The sequence below is a fragment of the Aromatoleum anaerobium genome (assembly GCF_012910705.2).
Classification (GTDB): Bacteria; Pseudomonadota; Gammaproteobacteria; order Burkholderiales; family Rhodocyclaceae; genus Aromatoleum; species Aromatoleum anaerobium.
Genome location: NZ_WTVG02000040.1, coordinates 1120719 through 1140953 on the forward strand (window position 1 = coordinate 1120719; position 20235 = coordinate 1140953).

The following is a 20235-nucleotide window of genomic DNA, read 5'->3' on the forward strand; positions in this document are numbered from 1 at the left end:
CAGGAAATTCAGAACTCGAGGATCGTGCCCTGCTCGAGCCTCACCGGACGCAGCCGCCCGGCTCCGGCCGCGATCTCGCGCATGATGCGTCCGCTCTGGCCGGGCTTGAGGTGGGTGATGTGGACTTCGGGCGAGCCGGCGAGCTCTTCGAGCATCGCATGCAGCAGGCTCGGACACAGGTGGCGCGCCGTGAGCGCGAGACCGTGCTGGCTTTCGGGGAAAGCGGTCTCGACGATCAGGTGGCGCACGTTGTCGAGCGCGTTGATGGCGGCGATCAGTTCGGCCGAATACTCGGTGTCGCCGGTATAGACGAGCTTGCCCTCGCCACTGTCGAGGCAGTAGGCGACCGTCGGCACGCTGTGGCGGGCCGGCAGCGGCGTGACCGTCCGTGCTCCGAGCCGGATGGGGCGGCCGGCCTCGACGGGATGAAACCTGAGGTACGGCCGGTGGCAGTCCGGGATGGTGGTGAAATCCGGCCAGATCTGCCAGTTGAAGACGTGCAGGCGCAGGATGCGGATGGTTTCTGCCGTGGCGTATACCGTCAGCGGCGTATTGCGGAGTTCGCCGACCGAATCGACGAGCAGCGGAATCGACACGATATGGTCGAGATGCGCGTGCGTGACGAAAACGTGGTCAATGCGCAGCAAGTCGTCAAGTTCCAGCTCGCCGACGCCGGTGCCGGCATCGACGAGAATGTCGTCGTCGGCGAGGAACGCCGTCGTGCCCGAAGCCCGTCCGCCGATTCCGCCGCTGCAGCCAAGTATCCTGAGCTTCATCATGGGTTTGGGTCGCAGCGCCGGGAGTCCGCCGTGGCGGGCTGCAAACGTCGCTCCGGTGAGGTGAGATGAGGTGACGCAGCACGCTACCACTCCCTTCCAGTCGCGCTGCGTGCATTACTTCACGACATTACCTCACGACGCAATGCGGGCGGCCGGCGATGGCCCGGGCGAGTCAGGGGCGCAGGAAAAACTCCATTTTGACGCCGGCCATCTCGACGATGTCGTGTTCGTCGAGGCGGCGCGCCTGGGCGTCCAGCGGGCGGCCATTGACGCGCGGAAACACTTCGCCCTCGACGTGGGTGAGGAAATATCCGTTCACCCGCCGCGTGATCGCCGCCACCTGCTTGCCCGGCTTGCCGAGCGTCGTCAGCGACTTGGTCAGCTCCAGTTCCCGCCCCGCATTCGGGCCGTTGAGCAGTTGCATGACACCCACCGCGCCACTGCCCGCCGGCGACGAAGCCGGAGGCGGCGGCATCTCCGGCGCCGCTGCGCCAGGCGCCCGGCCGGCGGCGGGCGCGACCTCGGGGGGCACGAACACCGGCCCGTCCGCACCCGTTCCGGCATAGCCGAACGCGTGCACCGCCGGCGCGGCCGGCTCGACAATGTATTTGAGGCGGTACTTGCCGAGTTCGACGATGTCGTTGTTGCGCAGCACGTGCTTCTTGATCGGCTGGCCATTCACGTAGGTGCCGTTGGTGCTGTTCTGATCCTCGAGAAAGGCGTCGTCGAGGATCGTCGTGATCACGGCGTGCTGGCCGCTGATCGCCAGGTTGTCGATCTGGACGTCATTGCTGGGCTTGCGCCCGATGGTCGTGCGCGGCTTGTCGAGGACGATTTCCTTGAGGACCAGCCCGTCCATGCTGAGGATCAACTTCGGCATTGCATTTGTTCCATTTCTCGAGTGCGCCAGCGCCGTGCCCGCGCCGGCGGCAGGGCTTTCAATAGGGCAACGCGGTGCCGAGGCCGCGTTCGCGGGCGCGGGCGACGACTTGCGCCGCCACCGCGATGTCCTGGATTGCCATGCCCTGCGATTCGAACAGCGTGATCTGGGCGTCGCTCGTGCGTCCCGCGCGGATGCCGGCGACCACTTCACCGAGCTCGACCCATCGCCCCGGCTGCGTGCGCCCTTTTTCGAGCAGCGGCAGCAGGTCGCCCGCCTCGCGCAGCGCGATCTCGCGCGAATCGACACAGATCACGTCGGCGCGCCTCACCGCCGCTTCCGAAAGCTCCTGGCGCGCGAGGCTGTTCGAGCCGGCGGCCGTGACGTGCGTGCCCGGAGCGAGCCACGCGGCGTCGAACAGCGGCTTTGGCGACGTCGTGATCGTGACAACGACATCGGCGCCGCGCACCGTGTCCTCGGCGCTCGCCGCTGGCACCACCTCGCGGCCGGTGTCAAGGCTCATCTGCGTGCAGAAAGCCTGCAGCCGCTCCGCGTTGCGCGCGAACACTTTTATGCGTTCGACCGGCCGCACCGCGCACAGCGCGAGGATCTGTCCCTGCGCCTGCCAGCCGGCGCCGAACACGCCCGCGACGCGGGCATCGGCTCGCGCGAGCCATTTGGCCGCGATCCCGCCCGCAGCGCCGGTGCGCATCATGCCGAGGCGGTCGGCCTCGAGCACGGCGACCGGATCACCACTCGTCGCGTCGAAAAGATGCACCCAGAAGCGGTTGCGGCCGCCGCCGGTCGTATAGACCTTCAGCCCCGAGAGGTTGACGGCGGGCACACCGCCCTGCAGCAGGTGCGTCATCGTCGCCGGCAGGCGTACGCGCTGCCGCGGGAAGTCGATCGTCTCGCCGCGCCCGTGGGCGGCCATGACCTGCTCGACCGCATTGAGCACCGTCGGCATGTCGAGGAGGCTGCCGACCTCGGCTTCGTTCAGATATATCGCCATGTATCTCCTGCCCGGCCATCCGGCAATTCACGCAAGGGCCCCGCCAATGCTCGCGGGGCCCCGTATTCTAGCGTGCGTCGCCAGGCCGCTCAGTGAAAAAAGCCCGCCTCGAAAGGCGGGCCTTTGCTGTGCGACGACACGGCCTCGCTACATCATGCCGAGCGCGCGCGGCAGGGCCAGCGAGATGGCCGGGACGTAGGTCACGAGAACGAGGAACACCAGCATCGACAGCAGCCACGGCCATACTGCGACCGTCAGCTCGGTGATGCCCATCTTCGTGATGCCGGAAGCGACGTAGAGGTTCAGGCCGACCGGCGGATGGCACATGCCGACTTCCATGTTCACCACCATGATGATGCCGAAATGCACCGGGTCGATGCCGAGCTTGATCGCGATCGGGAACAGGATCGGCGCGAGGATCAGCACGATCGACGACGGCTCCATGAAGTTGCCGGCGATCAGCATCAGGATGTTGGCCATGATCAGGAAGCCGATCACGCCGACGCCGGTGCCGATCATGAAGTCCGCCATCTGCTGCGGGATGTTCTCGTGCGTCAGCAGGAACGAGAACAGCACCGCGTTGGTGATGATGTACAGCAGCATCGCGCTCATGTTCGCGGAGTTCAGCAGCACCTTCGGCACGTCCTTCATGCCGAGGTCCTTGTAGATGAACACCGCGACGAAGAACGCGTACACCGCGCTCATCGCCGCCGCCTCGGTCGGCGTGAAGATGCCGGTATAGATCCCGCCCATGACGACGATGATCAGGAACAGACCCCACGCGGATTCCTTGAACGCGCGCAGCCGCTGCCCCCAGCTCGCCTTCGGCTGGCGCGGGTAATCGTACTTGCGCGCGCGGTACCACGTCGTGACGCCGAGAAACACCGCGAGCAAGAGGCCCGGCACGACGCCGGCCATGAACAGCGAGCCGACCGAGGTGTTCGTCGACACCGAGTACATGACCATGACGATCGACGGCGGGATCAGGATGCCGAGCGCGCCCGAAGTCGTGATCACGCCGGCGCCGAACTTGTTCGGGAAGCCCTGCCTGACCATCGCCGGCAGCAGGATCGCGCCGATCGCGACGACTGTCGCCGGGCTCGAGCCCGACACCGCGGCGAACAGCGCGCAGGCCATCACGCCGCCGAGGCCGAGGCCGCCGTACCAGTGCCCGACCATCGACGTCGCGAAGTTGATCATGCGCCGTGCAACCCCGCCGTGCGTCAGGAAGTTGCCGGCGAGGATGAAGAACGGGATCGCCATGATCTCGAACTTCTCGATGCCGGTGAAGAGCTTCAGCGCGACCGACTCGATCGGCACTTCGGTCATCGTGAACAGGAAGGTCAGGACCGTGAGGCCAAGCGAGATCGAGATCGGCATCCCGGTGAGCATCAGCACCAGGAGCAATACGAAGATGATGGCGGCGCTCATTGTTTGTCTCCCCGGGCACGATTGCCGCCCTTCTTGCCGTTTTCGCCCAGCTGTTTATGCTTCAGATCGTGCGGGTGCAGGTTGTCGTCCATGTCGTAGTAGTTCACGTCGACCGGCAGGTGCTCCTCGTCGATGCCCTCGACGTGGCCGTGATCGTGCGTCGGCAGCTCGCCGGTGCGCAGGAACGCCGCCATCACCTGCAGGAAGCGGAAGCACATCAGGTACGACCCCAGCGGGATCGCCGAATACACGATCCACGTCGGCCATTCGAGGTCCGGCGTCGTCGGTCCCTCATACAGGTCGCCGGTGTCCATGCCGAACCACGTCAGGAACTGATAATGGGCGCCGTTCTCGAGCACGAACGTCAGGCCGAGCGTCCCGACGATGCCGGTGAAGAGCGCGCCGGCACCGAGCCCGATGACGACGAACCTGGCGCGGTTGGGGGCGGACAGCCGGTTGATCAGCACGTCGACGCCGACATGGATGCCGGTGCGCACGCCGTAGGCGGCGCCGAACTTGGCCATCCAGACGAACATGATGATGCACAGCTCCTGCGCCCAGCCGAAATGCAGCGACAGCAGCCAGTCCTGCAGGCCGGGAATCGCCAGCCCGGAGCCGTAGCGGTGCACGACCGACGCGAAGATGATGAGCGTGGCCACACCCATGAGGAAGGTGATGAGCCACTCCTCGATGTGGTCAAGGATTTTTAGCATGGGATACTCCCGTCACGAAAACGCCCGCCGGTACACGGTGTTGCGCAGGGGCCGGCGGGCGTCGAGCGGATGATGGATTACAGCTTGGACGGGTCGAACCCGGTGTCCTTGTAGATGGACTGGATGGTCTCGGCGCCGATGCGCGATTCCATCTTCTTGTGCACCGGCACCAGCGCCTTCTTGAACGCCATCTTCTCGGCGTCGGTCGGCTGGTAGACCTCCGTCTTGCCCGACGCGCGCACCGCTTCGAGCGCCTTGTCGTTTTCTTCCTTCGCGATCTTGTTCGCGAACTCGGTCGACTCCTTCACCGCCTGTTCGAGCTGGGTGCGCGTCTCGGCCGGCAGGCCGTCCCAGAACTTCTTGTTCGTGATCACCGCGTAGCCGAGATAGCCGTGGTCGGTCAGCGTCATGTGCTTCTGCACCTCGTGCATCTTCTGCGTGTACAGGTTCGAATGCGGGTTCTCGGTGCCGTCGACGACGCCCGTCTGCAGCGCCTGGTAGACCTCGGAGAACGCCATCACCTGCGGAATCGCGCCGAGCGCGCGCATCTGCTCCTCGAGCACCTTCGACGACTGCACGCGCATCTTCTTGCCCTTCAGGTCCTCGGGTTTCCGGATCGGGGAATTCGCCGAGAAGGACTTGAAGCCGTTGTCCCAGAACGCGAGGCCCTTGATGCCGCGTTTCTCCAGCTTGCCGAGCAGTTCCTTGCCGACCTCACCGGTCGTGACCTTGTGCAGCGCATCGTAGCCATCGAAGATGTAAGGCAGGTCGAAGACCTCGAACTCGCGCACGCCGAGCGGACCGAACTTGGCGAGCGACGGCGCGAGCATCTGCACCGCGCCGAGCTGCAGCGCCTCCATTTCTTCCTTGTCCTTGTAAAGCGTGCTGTTGGCGTAGACTTCGACCTTCACCGCCCCTTTGGTGTATTTGTCGGCGAGTTCCTTGAATTTTTCGGCCGCCTTGCCTTTCGGCGTGTCGTTTGCCACGACGTGGCTGAACTTGATCACGACGGGCTCGGCGGCAACCGCCGCGGCGGACAGGCCGACGGCAAACAGGCCAACCAAAAGTGCGTGAATTTTCATTACTCTCTCCTCCGGTGATTTTGTCGATCCTCGAGTAGCCGAGCCTTGGCAAAACAAGGCCTGGGGCCCGGGATACAGGTAAAGTCTAGTACCGCCCTCGATCCGGCAATATTGTGGTCATCCGCAACTCCGCCCCCTTCGTACCGACACGATGAGCCGACGGCCCGACCCCGTGCCGACCCCGGCGCCGGCAAAATGGCTCGCCGCGCTGCCGTACCTGACGCTGCCCCTGTTTCTCGCGGTGATCGCCGCGCTGGTATGGCTGACGCGCAGCGCCGACCGGGACGAGCAGCGGATGACGCTGATCAATGACGTGCTGTGGATGGAACAGAACCTCCAGTTCCAGCTCGACCGCAACGCCTCGCTGCTCGCCCAGATCGGCCCCGAGATCTTCGCGCACGACACCCAGCCGGCATCGACCGAGGCGAAGCTGCGCCAGCTGCTGCGCCCCGAGAGCGGGCTGGTGCGCGTGATATGGCTCGACGCCGAAGGCCGCCGGAAAGGCGAGATGCCGCCGATGTCCGGCAGCCACCTGATCGGCGAAAGCGCCGGCGCGGTCCCGGCGGACTCGGTTTTCCGCCTGGCGCGCGCGATCGGCCGGCGCGCCTACGGGCCGGCCTACGAGGTCGCCGACGGCAGCCATCAGTTCGAGGTGCACGTGCCGATCCATTCCGAGGACGCGTTCATCGGCGCCGTGGTCGGGATCTACTCGCTGCACGAACTGATCGCGCGCGAGCTGCCGTGGTGGTTCTCGGAGCGCTACCGCGTCAGCGTGCTGGATGCCGATGGCCGGCAGATCGTCGCCAAGTCGAAAGTCGCGCCGCTGTCCGGGGACATGCACTACACGATCCCTTTCGACCCGCCCGGCCACGGGCTGAGCCTGCATATCACTGCCTACCGGGGCGAGACGCGCTGGGTGCCGGTGCTGCTGATCGCGTCGATCGTGCTGCTCGCCGGCATCATCGTGTGGAGCGTGTGGCAGCTGCGCCGCCAGCTCGCGCGCCGCCACAGCGCCGAACAGGCATTGCGCAGCGAGTCGCTGTTCCGCAAGGCGATGGAAGATTCGCTGCTGACCGGGCTGCGCGCCCGCGATCTCGACGGACGCATCACCTACGTCAACCCGGCGTTCTGCAAGATGGTCGGCTACAGCCCGGAAGAGCTGATCGGCCGCGTGCCGCCGATGCCGTACTGGGACCCCGATCACCTCGAACGCACCCAGGAAGTCCACGACATGATCCTCTCCGGCGCGGCGCCCCCCGAAGGCGTCGAACTGCGCCTGCGCCGCAAGAACGGCGAGCGGCTCGACGCGCTGATCTTCGAAGCGCCGCTGATCGACGCCGCCGGTTGCCATACCGGCTGGATGGGGTCGCTGCTCGACATCACCGAGCAGAAACGCGCGCGCGAGCTCGGGCGCCAGCAGGAAGAGCGGCTGCAGGCGACCTCGCGGCTGGTGACGATGGGCGAAATGGCCTCGACGCTCGCGCACGAGCTGAACCAGCCGCTGGCCGCGATCGCGAGCTACAACAGCGGATGTCTGAACCGGCTCGAACAGGCCACGATCGATCGCGACGAGTTGCGCGACATCCACACGAAGCTCGGCCGCCAGGCGCGGCGCGCCGGCGAGATCATCCGCCGCGTGCATGATTTCGTCCGCCGCGCCGAACCCAAACGCGAGACGCTGGATTTCAACACGGTGATCCGCGAAGCGATCGGACTGATCGAAGCCGACGCGCGCAAGCGGCGCATGCGCATCGAAACCGACCTGGCGCCGCGCCTGCCGGACATTCCCGCCGATCCGGTGATGATCGAGCAGGTCATCGTCAACCTGGTGCGCAACGGCATGGACGCGATGCACGACAATCCGCCCGGCCGGCGCACGGTGCGCGTCGCCACGCGCGAGGAAGGCGGCCAGCTCGTCGTGCGGGTGGCGGATTCCGGCCGCGGCATCGACGCGGACACCGCGCGCCGCCTGTTCGAACCGTTCTTCACGACGAAGCCCGAAGGAATGGGAATGGGCCTGAACATCTGCCGCTCGATCGCCGAACTTCACCATGGCCGCCTGGGTTTCGAAAGCAATCCGGACGGCGGTACCATCTTCATCCTGTCGTTCCCGGTCGAACTCTCATGAATCCCGCCTGCGCCCACATCATCGACGACGACGAAGCGATCCGCGACGCGCTGCAGTGGCTGTTCAAGACGCGCGACGTGGCGTGCGCGACGTGGCCGAGCGCCGAAGAATTCCTTGCCGCCGTGCAGCCGGACTGGCGCGGCTGCGCGGTGATCGACATCCGTATGGAAGGCATGAGCGGGCTCGAGTGCTTCGACGCGCTGCGCGCGCGCGGCAACCTGCTGCCGGTGGTGTTCATCACCGGCCACGGCGACGTGCCGATGGCGGTGGCGGCGCTGAAGAAAGGCGCGTTCGATTTCATCGAGAAACCGTTCAACGACAGCGATCTCGTCGAGGTCGTGGTGCGCGCCCTCGATGCCGACGCCCAACGCCAGGTCGCGGCCGCAACGCGTGAAACGGTCGAAGCACGGCTCGCGCTGCTGACGGCGCGCGAGCGCGAAGTGATGGAGCAGATCCTCGCCGGCAAATACAACAAGGTGATCGCGGACCACCTGAACATCTCGATGCGCACCGTCGAGGCGCATCGCTCGAAGGTCTTCGAAAAAATGGCGGTGCGCTCGGCCGTCGAGCTCGCGCAGCTGATCAACCTCGTCGGCGGGCGCTAGCCGCCGGCGTTCAGCGCTGCCACACCGGCAGCACGCCAGCCTCGCCCGGACCGCAGCGAAATTCGGCCGCGACGCCGATCTCGCCGATCCACGCGGCTTCACCGTCGACGCGCAACACCGGCAGCCGCGGGCGCAGCCACGCCGGGATGCCGGCTTCCTGGCACAGGTTCTTGAAACTGCGCCGCGGGCGCCCGCGATCCTGCCGCAACGTGAGACCCGGCCAGCGCGGCACCAGCGCGACGTCCACGGCACGCTGCAGCGCGGCCCGGCCGAGGCCTGCGCCGGTCACCGGCTCGAAGCGCACGACGCCGGCGCCCCAGCGCTGCACCGGCTCCTGCCGCCACGCGAGCGGCTGCTCCGGCGCGCCGTCGCGCGGCGGCTCCAGCCACAGCCGGCCTCGATACGCGCAGCAGGCGACCGCGCCGAGCGGCAGGTACAGCGGCGCCTCCTCCGCGGTGCGCAGTTGCCGGACGGCCTCGACGAGCCGTGCGCGCGCCGGCGCCTCGCCCCCCATCTCCCGGATCCGCCAGCGCAAGACGTTGCGCACCCGCTCGTCGGACAGCGCCAGCAGCCGGTCACGCTGCAGCGGCCAGCCGCCGCACGCGGCGCAGTCGAGCGCCGCGAGATCGCCGAGCAGCCCGTCCGCCTCGCGGAAATGGCCGCTTGCGCGCGCGAGCGCCGGGACCGCACCGGGGAAAGCTGCGCCGATCAGCGGAAATACGCGATGACGCAGGAGATTGCGGGCATGGCGCGGATCGGCGTTGCTCTCGTCCTCGATCCACTCGAGCGAAGCCGCCTGCGCGAACGTGCGAATGTCGGCGCGACGCACGCCGAGCAGCGGCCGCAGCCGCCCCGGCGAACCCGGCTCGACCGCTGCCATCGCCGCGGCGCCGCGCAAGCCGGTGCCGCGCAGCAGCCGGAACAGCAGCGTTTCGGCCTGGTCGTCCTGGTGATGGCCGAACACCAGCCAGTCGCACGCGACGCGCGCGAGCGCGCCGTGACGGACCTCGCGCGCAGCCGCCTCGAGCCCCGCCGGATGATCTCGCGCGACCTGCTCGCGAAACGGATGGAAAGCCACGCCGAGCGCGGCGCATTGCCGCGCGCAGAACTCCAGCCACGCGTCGGCGTTCGGGCTGAGCCCGTGATGGACGTGGGCCGCGCAGAGGTCGAAGCCGAAGCGCGGCCGCAGGCGGGCCAGCAGGTGCAGCAGCGTCGTCGAGTCGGCCCCGCCGCTGAATGCGACGCACAGGCGCTGTCGCGGCGCCACCGCTGCCGCGGCGAGCACGCCGGCGACCGCATCGGCAAGCAGAGGGAGAGGGTCAGGCGACGTTCTGTTCCTTGAACCGGCCATAGCTCATCAGGCGCTCGAACCGCTTCTCGACCAGTTCGGCCGGAGAAAGATCCGCCACCTGGCGCAACGCATCCTGCAGCGCACGCTTGAGGCTGTGCGCCATCGCGCGATGATCCCGGTGTGCGCCGCCCGGCGGTTCGTTCACTACCCGGTCGATGAGACCGAGCGACTTCAGGCGGGCTGCGGTGATACCCATCGTCTCGGCCGCCTCGGACGCCTTCTCGGCGCTCTTCCACAGGATCGACGCGCAGCCTTCCGGCGAGATCACCGAGTACGTCGCGTACTGCAGCATCATCACCTGGTCACCGACCGCGATCGCCAGCGCGCCGCCGGAACCGCCTTCGCCGATGATCGTCGCGATGATCGGCACCTTGAGTTCGGCCATCACGTAAAGATTGCGGCCGATCGCCTCGGACTGGCCGCGCTCCTCGGCGCCGATCCCCGGATACGCGCCGGGGGTGTCGACGAAAGTGAACACCGGCAGACCGAACTTCTCCGCCAGCCGCATCAGCCGCAGCGCTTTGCGATAGCCTTCCGGGCGCGGCATGCCGAAGTTGCGCAGGATCTTTTCCTTCGTGTCGCGGCCTTTCTGGTGACCGATGACGACGCAGCTCTGGCCGTTGAAGCGGGCGAGGCCGCCGACGATCGCCTTGTCGTCGGCGTAGCTGCGGTCGCCGTGCAGCTCGACGAAGTCGGTGAAGATGTGGCGCGCGTAGTCCAGCGTGTAGGGACGCTGGGGATGACGCGACACCTGCGCGATCTGCCACGGCGTGAGCTTCGCGTACAGGTTCCTGGACAGCGTCTGGCTCTTCGCTTCGAGGCGTGCGATCTCCTCGGAAATATCCACTGCCGAATCGTCCTGGACGAATCTCAGCTTCTCGATCTTTGCTTCCAGATCGGCAACAGGTTGTTCGAAATCCAGAAAGGTGGTCTTCATCCGACCGTTCCAAGCGAAAAAAAGTGCGACATTGTAACGCTTGTCACCGCAAAGCCGCGGGCCTGCCGCACGCTCCGTCGCACCCTTCGCGGGCCGCCCGGAGGTGACAGCCCGGGACCGCTGAGGCATGATGCGCGCAGACATACAACGCAAAGGAGCAGCGGGGACGACACAATCTCCGCGCCATGAGTAGTCGAAACACCCCGACGACGGCCTTTTCGGCCACACCGAAAGACGCCATGCGCGGCAAGCGCAACAGCAGCGAAGGCTCCCGGCGATGTCGCCCGGTGAACGCTTTCTCCGGCCATCGCGCGAACACGCTCGTTCGCCCCCGATCGACTCCGCCCTCGCCCGGCCCTGCCCCGGTCGTCCGGGTCCCGGCACATTCCGTGTCGCAGCCTCTCCGCTTCGTCCCTCCGCTGATCGCCGCCCTGCCGCCTGCAGCACGTCATGTCGTGGCTGGCGACAAGCGGGTTGCGGCCGGGTCGTTCCACGCTTTTCCCGGATAGTCCGAAAATGGAAATTTTCCTTCTCGTCGCCCTGATTCTGCTGAACGGGGCTTTCGCGATGTCCGAGATCGCCCTTGTCACTGCGCGCCGCGGCCGGCTTGCGCGGCTCGCCGAAGACGGCGACGCGTCCGCCCGCGTCGCGATCGAGCTCGGCGAGGAGCCGACCCGCTTCCTGTCCACGATCCAGATCGGCATCACGTCGATCGGCATCCTCAACGGTATCGTCGGCGAAGCCGCGCTCGCGGCACCGCTCGCCACCTGGCTGCAGACGCTCGGCCTCGCCCAGGATCCGAGCGAAGTCGGCGCGACGGTGCTGGTCGTCGTCGTGATCACCTACGTGTCGATTGTTGTCGGCGAACTGGTGCCGAAACGGATCGGCCAGATCAACCCGGAAGGCATCGCGATCCTCGTGGCCCGCCCGATGAAGGCGCTCGCGATCGGGTCGCGCCCGTTCGTGCGCCTGCTGATGTGGTCGACCGCGCTGCTGCTGCGCCTGCTGGGCAAGCGCGACGAAGGCGGACCGAGCATCACCGAGGAAGAGATCCACGCGCTGCTCGAAGAGGGATCGGAAGCCGGCATCATCGAGAAGAACGAGCACACGATGGTGCGCAACGTGTTCCGCCTCGACGACCGCCAGATCGGCTCGCTGATGGTCCCGCGCGCCGACATCGTATGGCTGGACGTCACGCGCCCGCTCGACGAGAACCTCGCGCGGATGGCCGAGTCCGACCATTCCCGCTTCCCGGTGTGCCGCGGCGGGCTCGACGACATCCTCGGCATCATTTCGTCGAAGCAGCTTTTCAACCAGACGCTCAAAGGCGGCAGGACCGATCTCACGCAACAGCTGCAGCCGCCGGTCTACGTGCCCGAGTCGCTGACCGGCATGGAACTGCTCGACCAGTTCCGCGCATCGAGCACGCAGATGGTGTTCGTCATCGACGAATACGGCGAAATCCAGGGCATGGTGACGCTGCAGGACGTGCTTGAGGCGGTCACCGGCGAATTCCACCCGCACAGCCTGGAAGAAGCCTGGGCGGTGCAGCGCGAGGACGGCTCCTGGCTGCTCGACGGCATGATCCCGATCCCGGAACTGAAAGACCGTCTCGAACTCAAGACGGTACCGGAGGAAGAGCGGGGGCGCTACCACACGCTGAGCGGCATGGTGATGTGGCTGCTCGGCCGGCTGCCGCATACCGGGGATGTTTCCCAGTGGGGGGAGTGGCGGCTGGAGGTCGTCGATCTCGACGGCAAGCGCATCGACAAGGTGCTCGCGACCCGCATCCCGGACCCCTCGGCTGCCGTGACGCAGGATGCTCCGGCGCCGACTCCGCCCGCAGACTGAAGCCGGCAGATCCGTGGCGGCGGCCATTTATCGCATCACCGACTGGCACCACCGACCGCATGCTCATGGCTACCGAAACCCGCCGCTGGCACACGCTGACCGCCGAGACCGCCGCCGAGGCGCTCGGGCTGGACGCCGTCCGCGGCCTGAGCACTGAACAGGTCGCCGAGCGGCTCGCGCGCTTCGGCCCGAACAGGCTCGCCGAAGCGGCACCGCGGCCGGTGTGGCTCAAGTTCGTCGATCAGTTCAGGAACTTCCTCGTGATCGTCCTGATATTCGCCGCCATCCTCGCCTGGGCGATCGGCGAATTCAAGGATGCGATGGTGATCCTCGTCGTCGTGCTGCTGAACGCTTCGCTCGGCTTCTACCAGGAGCACCGCGCCGAACGCACGCTCGCGGCACTGAAGGACATGCTCGCCGCGCGGGCCCGCGTGCGGCGCGACGGCAGGCTCGTCGAAGTCGACGCCAGCGAGCTGGTTCCCGGCGACATCGTGCTGCTCGAGGCGGGCGACCGCATCCCCGCCGATGGCCGGCTCCTCGCCGCGCACAACCTCGAAGTCGAGGAAGCGGCACTCACCGGCGAATCCCACGCCGTCGGCAAATCGACCGCGGCGCTGGAGACGGCGGAGCTACCGCTCGGCGAGCGCGCGAACCTGCTCTACATGAACACCGTCGTGACGCGCGGACGCGCCGAGCTGATCGTCGTCGCCACCGGCATGGCGACCGAGATGGGTCAGCTCGCCGGCATGATCGCCAGCACCGTCGAGACCGAGACCCCGCTGCAGCGCCAGCTCGACAGCCTCGGCAAGAAACTCGCGGCGATTGCCGGCGTCGTCGTGATGGCGATCTTCGCGCTCGACTTCGCGCGCGGCCAGCCCTGGACGCAGGCGGCGATGAGCGCGGTGGCACTGGCCGTCGCGGCGATCCCCGAAGGCCTGCCGGCGGTGGTCACCGTGACGCTCGCGATCGGCATGTGGCGGATGGCGCAGAACCGCGCGATCCTGAAGAAACTCTCGGCAGTCGAGACGCTCGGCTGCACGACCGTGATCTGCTCGGACAAGACCGGCACGCTGACGCTGAACCAGATGACCGCGCGCGCGTGCTGGATCGCGTGCGAGCGGTTCGCGGTCAGTGGCGAAGGCTACCGCGCCGAGGGCTGCATCACCGGCAGCGCAGACGGCGATGCGGCGCTGCGTTTGCGGCCGCTGCTGCTGCCGGTCGCGCTGTGCTCCGACTCGCGCGTGCATGACGGCGAACTCGTCGGTGATCCGACCGAAGGCGCGCTGTGGGTGCTCGCGCAAAAAGGCGGCTGCGAGCCGCCCGCCGAACAGCAACGGCGCGCCCGCATCGCCGAAATCCCGTTCGACTCGGCGTACAAGTTCATGGCGACGTTCCACGACGCCGGCGAGCACGTCGACATGTTCATCAAGGGCGCCCCGGACGTGCTGTTCGCGCGCTCCGCGAGGTGGCTCGTGGCGGACCGCGAGGAGCCGCTCGACGAGACCGCCCGCCACTGCATCGTCACCGAGAACGATCATCTCGCCGGACAGGCGTTGCGGGTGCTCGCGGTCGCGCGGCGCCGCATTCCGAAACACCAGTTCGATCCGGGGGCCGACCTGTGGGCGTGGGCCGACGGCTGGACCTTCGTCGGCCTCGCCGGCCTGATGGATCCGCCCCGCCCCGAAGCGGCGGCGGCGATCGAGCGCTGCAACCGGGCCGGCATCCAGGTCAAGATGATCACCGGCGACCACAAGGTCACGGCGGCGGCGATCGCCGGCGAGCTCGGCTTGCGCGGCGAGGTGGTCAGCGGTGCCGAGCTCGACGCGATGACGGACGCGGAACTGGCCGCGCGCGTCAACCGCATCACCGTCTTCGCGCGCGTGTCGCCGACGCACAAGGTCAGGATCGTCAAGGCGCTGAAAGCGGCCGGCCATGTCGTCGCGATGACCGGCGACGGTGTCAACGACGCGCCGGCGCTGAAAGCGGCCGACATCGGCATTGCAATGGGCATCACCGGGACCGCGGTGACGCGCGAAGCGGCGACGATGGTGCTGACCGACGACAACTTCGCGACGATCGTGCGCGCGGTCGAGGAAGGGCGCGTGATCTTCGACAACATCGTCAAGTTCGTGCGTTTCCAGCTGTCGACGAACATCGGCGCGATCCTGACCGTGCTGGCCGCGACGCTGCTCGGGATGCCGGCGCCCTTCACCGCGATCCAGCTGCTGTGGATCAACATCATCATGGACGGCCCGCCGGCGATGACGCTCGGCATCGAGCCGGCCCGTCCGGGCATCATGCGCGCCGCGCCGCGCGCGCAGGACGCACAGATTCTCACGCTGCGCCGCCTCGCGCGGCTGTCGCTCTACGGCGCGACGATGATGGTGGGCACGCTGTGGCTGTTCCGCTCCGCGCTGGCCGAGCATGGCGAGGCGCGCGCGCTGACGCTGGCGTTCACGACTTTCGTGCTGTTCCAGTTCTTCAACGTGTTCAACGCCCGCAACGAGCACGGCAGCGCATTCAACTCGCAGTTCCTCACCAATGTCCGGCTATGGATCGCGCTCGGCGGCGTGCTCGCGCTGCAGGGGGTGGTGGTCCACTGGCCGCCGGCGCAGGCCATTTTCGGCACGACCGCGCTGGAGAGCGGAGACTGGCTGCTCTCCGCGGCGGTGGCCTCGAGCGTCCTGCTGCTCGACGAAGCACGCAAGCTGCTGCAGCGGCTGCTGTTTCCCGCGCGTCGCAGGCAGCGATAGACCATTGCGGCGCCGGCTAGCAGCCGAGAGAGAGCGGTCGCAAGAAAACGGGGCGGCCCGCCTGCGCGAACCGCCCCGCCTGGCCGCCGCAGCGGCAACGCTCAGTCGTTGTTCATCACGCCGAGGATGTGCAGCAGGCTCGTGAAGAGGTTGTAGATCGACACGTACAGGGTCACGGTTGCCATCACGTAGTTCGTTTCACCGCCGTGGATGATGTTGCTGGTCTCGTAGAGGATGAGACCGGACATCAGCAGCACGAACATCGCCGACACCGCGAGCGACAGGCCGGGCATCTCGAAGAAGATCGCGCCCAGGCCGGCGAGGAAGGCGACGAGGATGCCGACCATCAGGAAGCCGCCCATGAACGAGAAGTCCTTGCGGCTGGTCAGCGCGTACGCCGACAGGCCGAGGAAGATCGCCGCGGTGCCGCCCATCGCCTGCATCACCACCTGCCCGCCGTTCGGCATCGCGAGGTAGTGGGACAGGATCGGGCCGAGCGTGTAGCCCATGAAGCCGGTGAGCGCGAACACGAACAGGATGCCCAGCCCGCTGTCGCGGAACTTCGTCGTCAGGAACAGCAGTCCGAAGTACCCCACCAGCGTGATGATGATCCCCGGGTGCGGCAGGCCGAGCGCGAGCGACGCGCCGGCGGTGAGCGCCGAGAATGCCAGCGTCAGCGACAGCAGCATGTAGGTGTTGCGGATGACTCTGTTCGTCGAGAGGACCGAGGCCTCCGACCTTGTCATCGTACCGATGCGGTTTTCCATGGAATGTCTACCTCCTTGAATCGAAGTTGTTTTGAACCCGCTGCCCGGGTCAGGTTCCGGCCATGACGGGATCCGGGCCGGCTGCCGCCTCACGGCTGAACTGCCGCAGCCGCGCGAGGCGGCGCACCAGCACCTGGGAGACCCGTTCCGCGGCCAGATCGACGACCGGGCGCGCGTCCGTCCCGGTCACCGAAAAGATCACGTCCGGGCAATTGCGCAGCCGCAGTTGTACCACACAACGCTTGTCGGCCCCGCCGCGCGGCCCGTTCACGTCCGCGACCTTGATGCGCGCCCACTGAATCTGGTCGCGGAAGCGGCCGATCGCAAAACGCATTCGCCGCGCGACGTAGTCCCGCAGACCCGACGGTGCTTCCAGACCACTACATTGCAGATCGATGCGCATGTTTCTTCTCCCTTGTGGTTGATACCGACATCTGCTCGTTGATACTAAGCGTCAGACTGTTCGGTAAAATACGAGTTCAACGGAATTTTTATCATGTTTTTCCGAAGAATCGAGAGGACGCGATGCTCAATTTCAAGCAGCTCCACCACTTCTGGAACGTTGCGCGCGCAGGGGGTATCGTGCGCGCCAGCGAGCGCTCGGGCCTCGCCCCGCAAACGCTGAGCGGCCAGATCGCGATCCTCGAGGCGAGCCTCGGCGTCACGCTGTTCCGCCGCCGCGGCCGCGGGCTCGCCCTGACCGAAACCGGCCAGATGGTGCTCGATTACGCCGAGGAGATTTTCCGCGTCGGCAGCGAACTTGAGGAGGCGCTGCACAATCGGGCCGCCGGTCGCGCGATTCCGTTCCGCGTCGGAATCGCCGATGTCGTGCCGAAAGCGATCGCGTGGCTGTTGCTCGCGCCGTCGATGAAGCTGGCCGAACCGGTGCGCATCGTCTGCCGCGAGGACAAGATGGTCCGGCTGCTCGGCGACCTGGCGATCCACAAGCTCGACGTCGTGCTCGCGGACAGTCCGATGCCGACCCACATGGACGTGCGCGGCTACAACCACAAGCTCGGGGAGTCGCCGATCAGCTTCTTCGCCGCACCTTCGCTCGCCGAAAGCCTGACGGGCAGTTTTCCGGCGAACCTCGTCGGCCAGCCGATGCTGATTCCGGGTGCCGATGCCGCGGTGCGGCGGCCGCTGATGCAGTGGTTCGAAGAGCAGCACATCGCGCCGCACATCGTCGGCGAGTTCGACGACGCCGCGCTGATGAAAGCGTTCGGCGAAGCCGGCGTCGGCGTGTTCCCTGCGGCGACGCTGATCGCGGAACAGGTGTGCCGCCAGCACGGCGTGCGCTGCATCGGCGAAGCGCCCGCGGTCAGCGAAGCCTACTACGCGATCTCGGTCGAGCGCCGCATCTCCCACCCGGCGACGCTGGCGATCAGCCGTTCGGGACTGGAGGGCGCGAAGCGGGATTGAGGGCGATCGGGAGCCGTACGGAAGCGCGGGCGCGGGGTCCGGGATGAGGAGGAAGGGCAGCAGGAGGAAGGACAGCGATTGCGCGCGGGCTCGTGCCAGCGGCGACCCGGAGAGGGAGCCAACAGGGCCCCGCGGGCGCGCCGGACTCTGATAGAATGCGCGGCTTTGTCGCGCTTTCCGGTCTTGACTGGTGCCGGGAGAGGGACTCGAACCCTCACAGTGTTACCACCGGCGGATTTTGAATCCGCTGCGTCTACCGATTCCGCCATCCCGGCAGGGAAGCGCCGCATTATCCATGAAACTGCCCGCGAGCAGCAAGCGCATGTCACTGACTCTTGACGATTTCGATTACGTACTCCCGCCCGAACTGATCGCCCAGGCGCCGCTCGCCGAGCGTTGCGCCAGCCGTCTGCTGGTGCTCGACGGCGACCGCCTGGACGATCGCGGTTTCTGCGACCTGCCCGAACTCGTGCAGCCCGGCGATCTGCTGGTATTCAATGACACCCGAGTCATCCACGCGCGCCTGTACGGCACCAAGGAAACCGGCGGCCACATCGAAGTCCTCATCGAACGCGCGGTCGGCCCGCACGAAGCGCTCGCCCAGGTCCGCGCGAGCAAGTCGCCGCGCGCCGGCAGCCGGCTGCGCCTGGCCGACGCGTTCGCCGTCACGGTGCTCGGCCGCGTCGGCGAGTTCTTCCATCTGCGCTTCCCCGACAGCGACGACCTGTTCGACCTGCTCGAACAGCACGGCAAGCTGCCGCTGCCGCCTTACATCGACCGCAGCGCCGACGAGCACGACGAATCGCGCTACCAGACCGTGTATGCGCGCGAGCGCGGTTCGGTCGCGGCGCCGACCGCCGGACTGCATTTCGACCAGCCGATGCTCGCCGAACTGGCGAAGAGAGGCGTGCGCGGTGCCTGGCTGACGCTGCACGTTGGCGCCGGCACCTTCCAGCCGGTGCGCGTCGATGATCTCGGCGAGCACCGCATGCACCGCGAACGCTACGTGATCCCGCAGGAAACCGTGGACGCGATCGCCGCAACGCGCGCCGCCGGGCGTCGCGTGATCGCGGTCGGCACGACCAGCCTGCGCGCGCTCGAAGGCGCCGCGCAGGACGGACCGCTCGAAGCAGGCACCGGCGAGACCGAACTCTTCATCCTGCCGGGCTACCGCTTCCAGGTTGCAGACGCCTTGATCACGAACTTCCACCTGCCGAAATCGACGCTGCTGATGCTGGTGTCGGCGTTCGCGGGCCTCGAGACGGTGCGCCGCGCGTATGCGCACGCCGTCGGCCATTCCTACCGATTCTTCAGCTACGGCGATGCCATGTTCATCACCCACCGCAACGATGCAATTTGAACTCCTCGCCCAGCACGGCGCCGCGCGCCGCGGCCGCCTCACGCTCGCCCACGGCACCGTCGACACCCCGGCGTTCATGCCGGTCGGCACCTACGGCACCGTCAAGGCAATGACTCCCGCCGCGCTCGCCGACACGGGCGCGCAGATCTGTCTCGGCAACACGTTCCACCTGTGGCTGCGCCCCGGGCTCGACGTCGTCGCGGCGCACGGCGGGCTGCACCGCTTCATGAACTGGGACCGGCCGATCCTTACCGATTCCGGCGGTTTCCAGGTGTTCAGCCTCGGCGCGCTGCGCAAGATCAGCGAGGAAGGGGTGAAGTTCGCGTCGCCGATCGACGGCGCGAAGCTCTTCCTGACGCCGGAAGAGTCGATGCGCATCCAGACGGTGCTGAACTCCGACATCGCGATGATCTTCGACGAATGCACGCCGCACCCCGCGACGCACGACGAGGCGGCGAAGTCGATGCAGCTGAGCCTGCGCTGGGCGCGGCGCTCGCGCGACGAGTTCGACCGGCTCGCGAACCCCAACGCGCTGTTCGGCATCGTCCAGGGCGGCATGTTCGAGGATCTGCGCGATGAATCGCTGGCTGCGCTCGACGCGATCGGTTTCTCCGGCTACGCGATCGGCGGCCTGTCGGTCGGCGAACCGAAGGAAGACATGGCGCGCATCCTCGCCCACACCGCGCCGCGCCTGCCCGCCGGCCGGCCGCGCTACCTGATGGGTGTGGGCACGCCGGAAGACATCGTCGCCGGCGTGGCGGCCGGCATCGACATGTTCGACTGCGTGATGCCGACCCGCAACGCGCGAAACGGCTGGCTCTTCACCCGCTACGGCGACATCAAGATCAAGAACGCGACGCACAAGCAGGACACCCGCCCGCTCGACCCGTCGTGCGACTGCTACACCTGCTGCAACTTCAGCCGCGCCTATCTGCATCACCTGCACCGCGCCGGCGAAATCCTCGGCAGCATGCTGAACACCATCCACAACCTGCGCTATTACCAGACGCTGACCGCGGAGCTGCGCGCGGCGATCGTCGCCGGCGACTTCGCTAGCCACGTCGCGCGCTTCCGCTCGGATCGTTCGACCGGTACCCGTTGACAAACGAACGGTCGCGACGCCGGGCGGGCCGTCGCGACGGGTCGCGACTTATCCTGCTGCTA

General features: G+C 67.2%; 17 protein-coding genes and 1 tRNA gene. 7 read left to right on the top strand and 11 right to left on the bottom strand.

Annotation, left to right across the window (positions count from 1 at the left end):
* Window positions 1-8: 8 nt before the first annotated feature.
* The 6 genes from GO606_RS20755 to GO606_RS20780 form a co-directional block, all read right to left on the bottom strand.
* Window positions 9-776, bottom strand: coding sequence for an MBL fold metallo-hydrolase (locus GO606_RS20755; protein WP_169116691.1), 768 nt, complete (start codon window positions 774-776; stop codon window positions 9-11).
* A gap of 175 nt (window positions 777-951) precedes the next feature.
* Window positions 952-1659: an FHA domain-containing protein gene (locus GO606_RS20760; protein WP_169116601.1), complete on the bottom strand. Its 708-nt coding sequence runs from the start codon at window positions 1657-1659 to the stop codon at window positions 952-954.
* Window positions 1660-1717: 58 nt separating this feature from the next.
* Window positions 1718-2671, bottom strand: a complete 954-nt coding sequence (locus tag GO606_RS20765) for an ornithine cyclodeaminase family protein (protein ID WP_169116600.1) — start codon at window positions 2669-2671, stop codon at window positions 1718-1720.
* 147 nt (window positions 2672-2818) lie between these two features.
* Entirely contained in the window at window positions 2819-4102 is a 1284-nt protein-coding gene (locus GO606_RS20770) for a TRAP transporter large permease (RefSeq protein ID WP_169116599.1), read from the bottom strand.
* Complete coding sequence (locus tag GO606_RS20775; protein ID WP_169116598.1) at window positions 4099-4815, bottom strand: TRAP transporter small permease; 717 nt, start codon at window positions 4813-4815, stop codon at window positions 4099-4101. Before GO606_RS20775 ends, GO606_RS20770 begins: the two co-directional genes overlap by 4 nt.
* A 77-nt stretch (window positions 4816-4892) precedes the next feature.
* Window positions 4893-5897: a TRAP transporter substrate-binding protein gene (locus GO606_RS20780; RefSeq protein ID WP_169116597.1), complete on the bottom strand. Its 1005-nt coding sequence runs from the start codon at window positions 5895-5897 to the stop codon at window positions 4893-4895.
* Between the two features lie 151 nt (window positions 5898-6048).
* On the opposite strand from GO606_RS20780, the gene GO606_RS20785 reads away from it, so the two are divergent.
* Together GO606_RS20785 and GO606_RS20790 are read left to right on the top strand one after the other, a co-directional pair.
* Window positions 6049-8025: a sensor histidine kinase gene (locus tag GO606_RS20785; RefSeq protein ID WP_169116596.1), complete on the top strand. Its 1977-nt coding sequence runs from the start codon at window positions 6049-6051 to the stop codon at window positions 8023-8025.
* Entirely contained in the window at window positions 8022-8630 is a 609-nt protein-coding gene (locus GO606_RS20790; protein ID WP_169116595.1) for a response regulator transcription factor, read from the top strand. Before GO606_RS20785 ends, GO606_RS20790 begins: the two co-directional genes overlap by 4 nt.
* A 10-nt stretch (window positions 8631-8640) precedes the next feature.
* Here GO606_RS20790 and tilS read toward each other — a convergent pair whose 3' ends face one another.
* Window positions 8641-9915, bottom strand: a complete 1275-nt coding sequence (gene tilS, locus GO606_RS20795; RefSeq protein WP_169116690.1) for a tRNA lysidine(34) synthetase TilS — start codon at window positions 9913-9915, stop codon at window positions 8641-8643.
* Window positions 9916-9949: 34 nt separating this feature from the next.
* Entirely contained in the window at window positions 9950-10918 is a 969-nt protein-coding gene (locus GO606_RS20800; protein ID WP_169116594.1) for an acetyl-CoA carboxylase carboxyltransferase subunit alpha, read from the bottom strand.
* Between the two features lie 516 nt (window positions 10919-11434).
* Here GO606_RS20800 and GO606_RS20805 point away from each other — a divergent pair.
* Together GO606_RS20805 and GO606_RS20810 are read left to right on the top strand one after the other, a co-directional pair.
* Window positions 11435-12769 (top strand): hemolysin family protein, encoded by a 1335-nt coding sequence (locus GO606_RS20805; protein WP_169116593.1) that lies wholly within the window; start codon window positions 11435-11437, stop codon window positions 12767-12769.
* Window positions 12770-12834: 65 nt separating this feature from the next.
* Window positions 12835-15522 (top strand): cation-translocating P-type ATPase, encoded by a 2688-nt coding sequence (locus tag GO606_RS20810; protein WP_169116592.1) that lies wholly within the window; start codon window positions 12835-12837, stop codon window positions 15520-15522.
* Between the two features lie 101 nt (window positions 15523-15623).
* On the opposite strand, the gene GO606_RS20815 is transcribed toward GO606_RS20810, so the two are convergent.
* Both GO606_RS20815 and GO606_RS20820 read right to left on the bottom strand, forming a co-directional pair.
* Complete coding sequence (locus tag GO606_RS20815; protein ID WP_169116591.1) at window positions 15624-16289, bottom strand: Bax inhibitor-1/YccA family protein; 666 nt, start codon at window positions 16287-16289, stop codon at window positions 15624-15626.
* Between the two features lie 49 nt (window positions 16290-16338).
* The gene (locus tag GO606_RS20820) at window positions 16339-16692 is read right to left on the bottom strand and encodes an HPF/RaiA family ribosome-associated protein (protein ID WP_169116590.1); all 354 of its coding nucleotides are present in this window, start codon (window positions 16690-16692) and stop codon (window positions 16339-16341) included.
* Between the two features lie 122 nt (window positions 16693-16814).
* Here GO606_RS20820 and nhaR point away from each other — a divergent pair, with 122 nt between their 5' ends.
* Window positions 16815-17711: a transcriptional activator NhaR gene (nhaR, locus tag GO606_RS20825; protein WP_169116589.1), complete on the top strand. Its 897-nt coding sequence runs from the start codon at window positions 16815-16817 to the stop codon at window positions 17709-17711.
* A 188-nt stretch (window positions 17712-17899) separates the two neighbouring features.
* Here the strand turns inward: nhaR and GO606_RS20830 are convergent.
* Window positions 17900-17986: transfer RNA gene (locus tag GO606_RS20830), tRNA-Leu, on the bottom strand.
* 47 nt (window positions 17987-18033) lie between these two features.
* Here GO606_RS20830 and queA point away from each other — a divergent pair.
* Together queA and tgt are read left to right on the top strand one after the other, a co-directional pair.
* Window positions 18034-19071 carry a tRNA preQ1(34) S-adenosylmethionine ribosyltransferase-isomerase QueA gene (gene queA, locus GO606_RS20835; protein WP_169116588.1) on the top strand — a complete coding sequence of 346 codons (1038 nt, stop codon included), beginning with the start codon at window positions 18034-18036 and terminating at the stop codon, window positions 19069-19071.
* Window positions 19061-20173 (top strand): tRNA guanosine(34) transglycosylase Tgt, encoded by a 1113-nt coding sequence (gene tgt / locus GO606_RS20840; RefSeq protein ID WP_169116587.1) that lies wholly within the window; start codon window positions 19061-19063, stop codon window positions 20171-20173. The genes queA and tgt overlap by 11 nt, the downstream gene beginning before the upstream one ends.
* The last annotated feature ends 62 nt before the right edge of the window (window positions 20174-20235 follow it).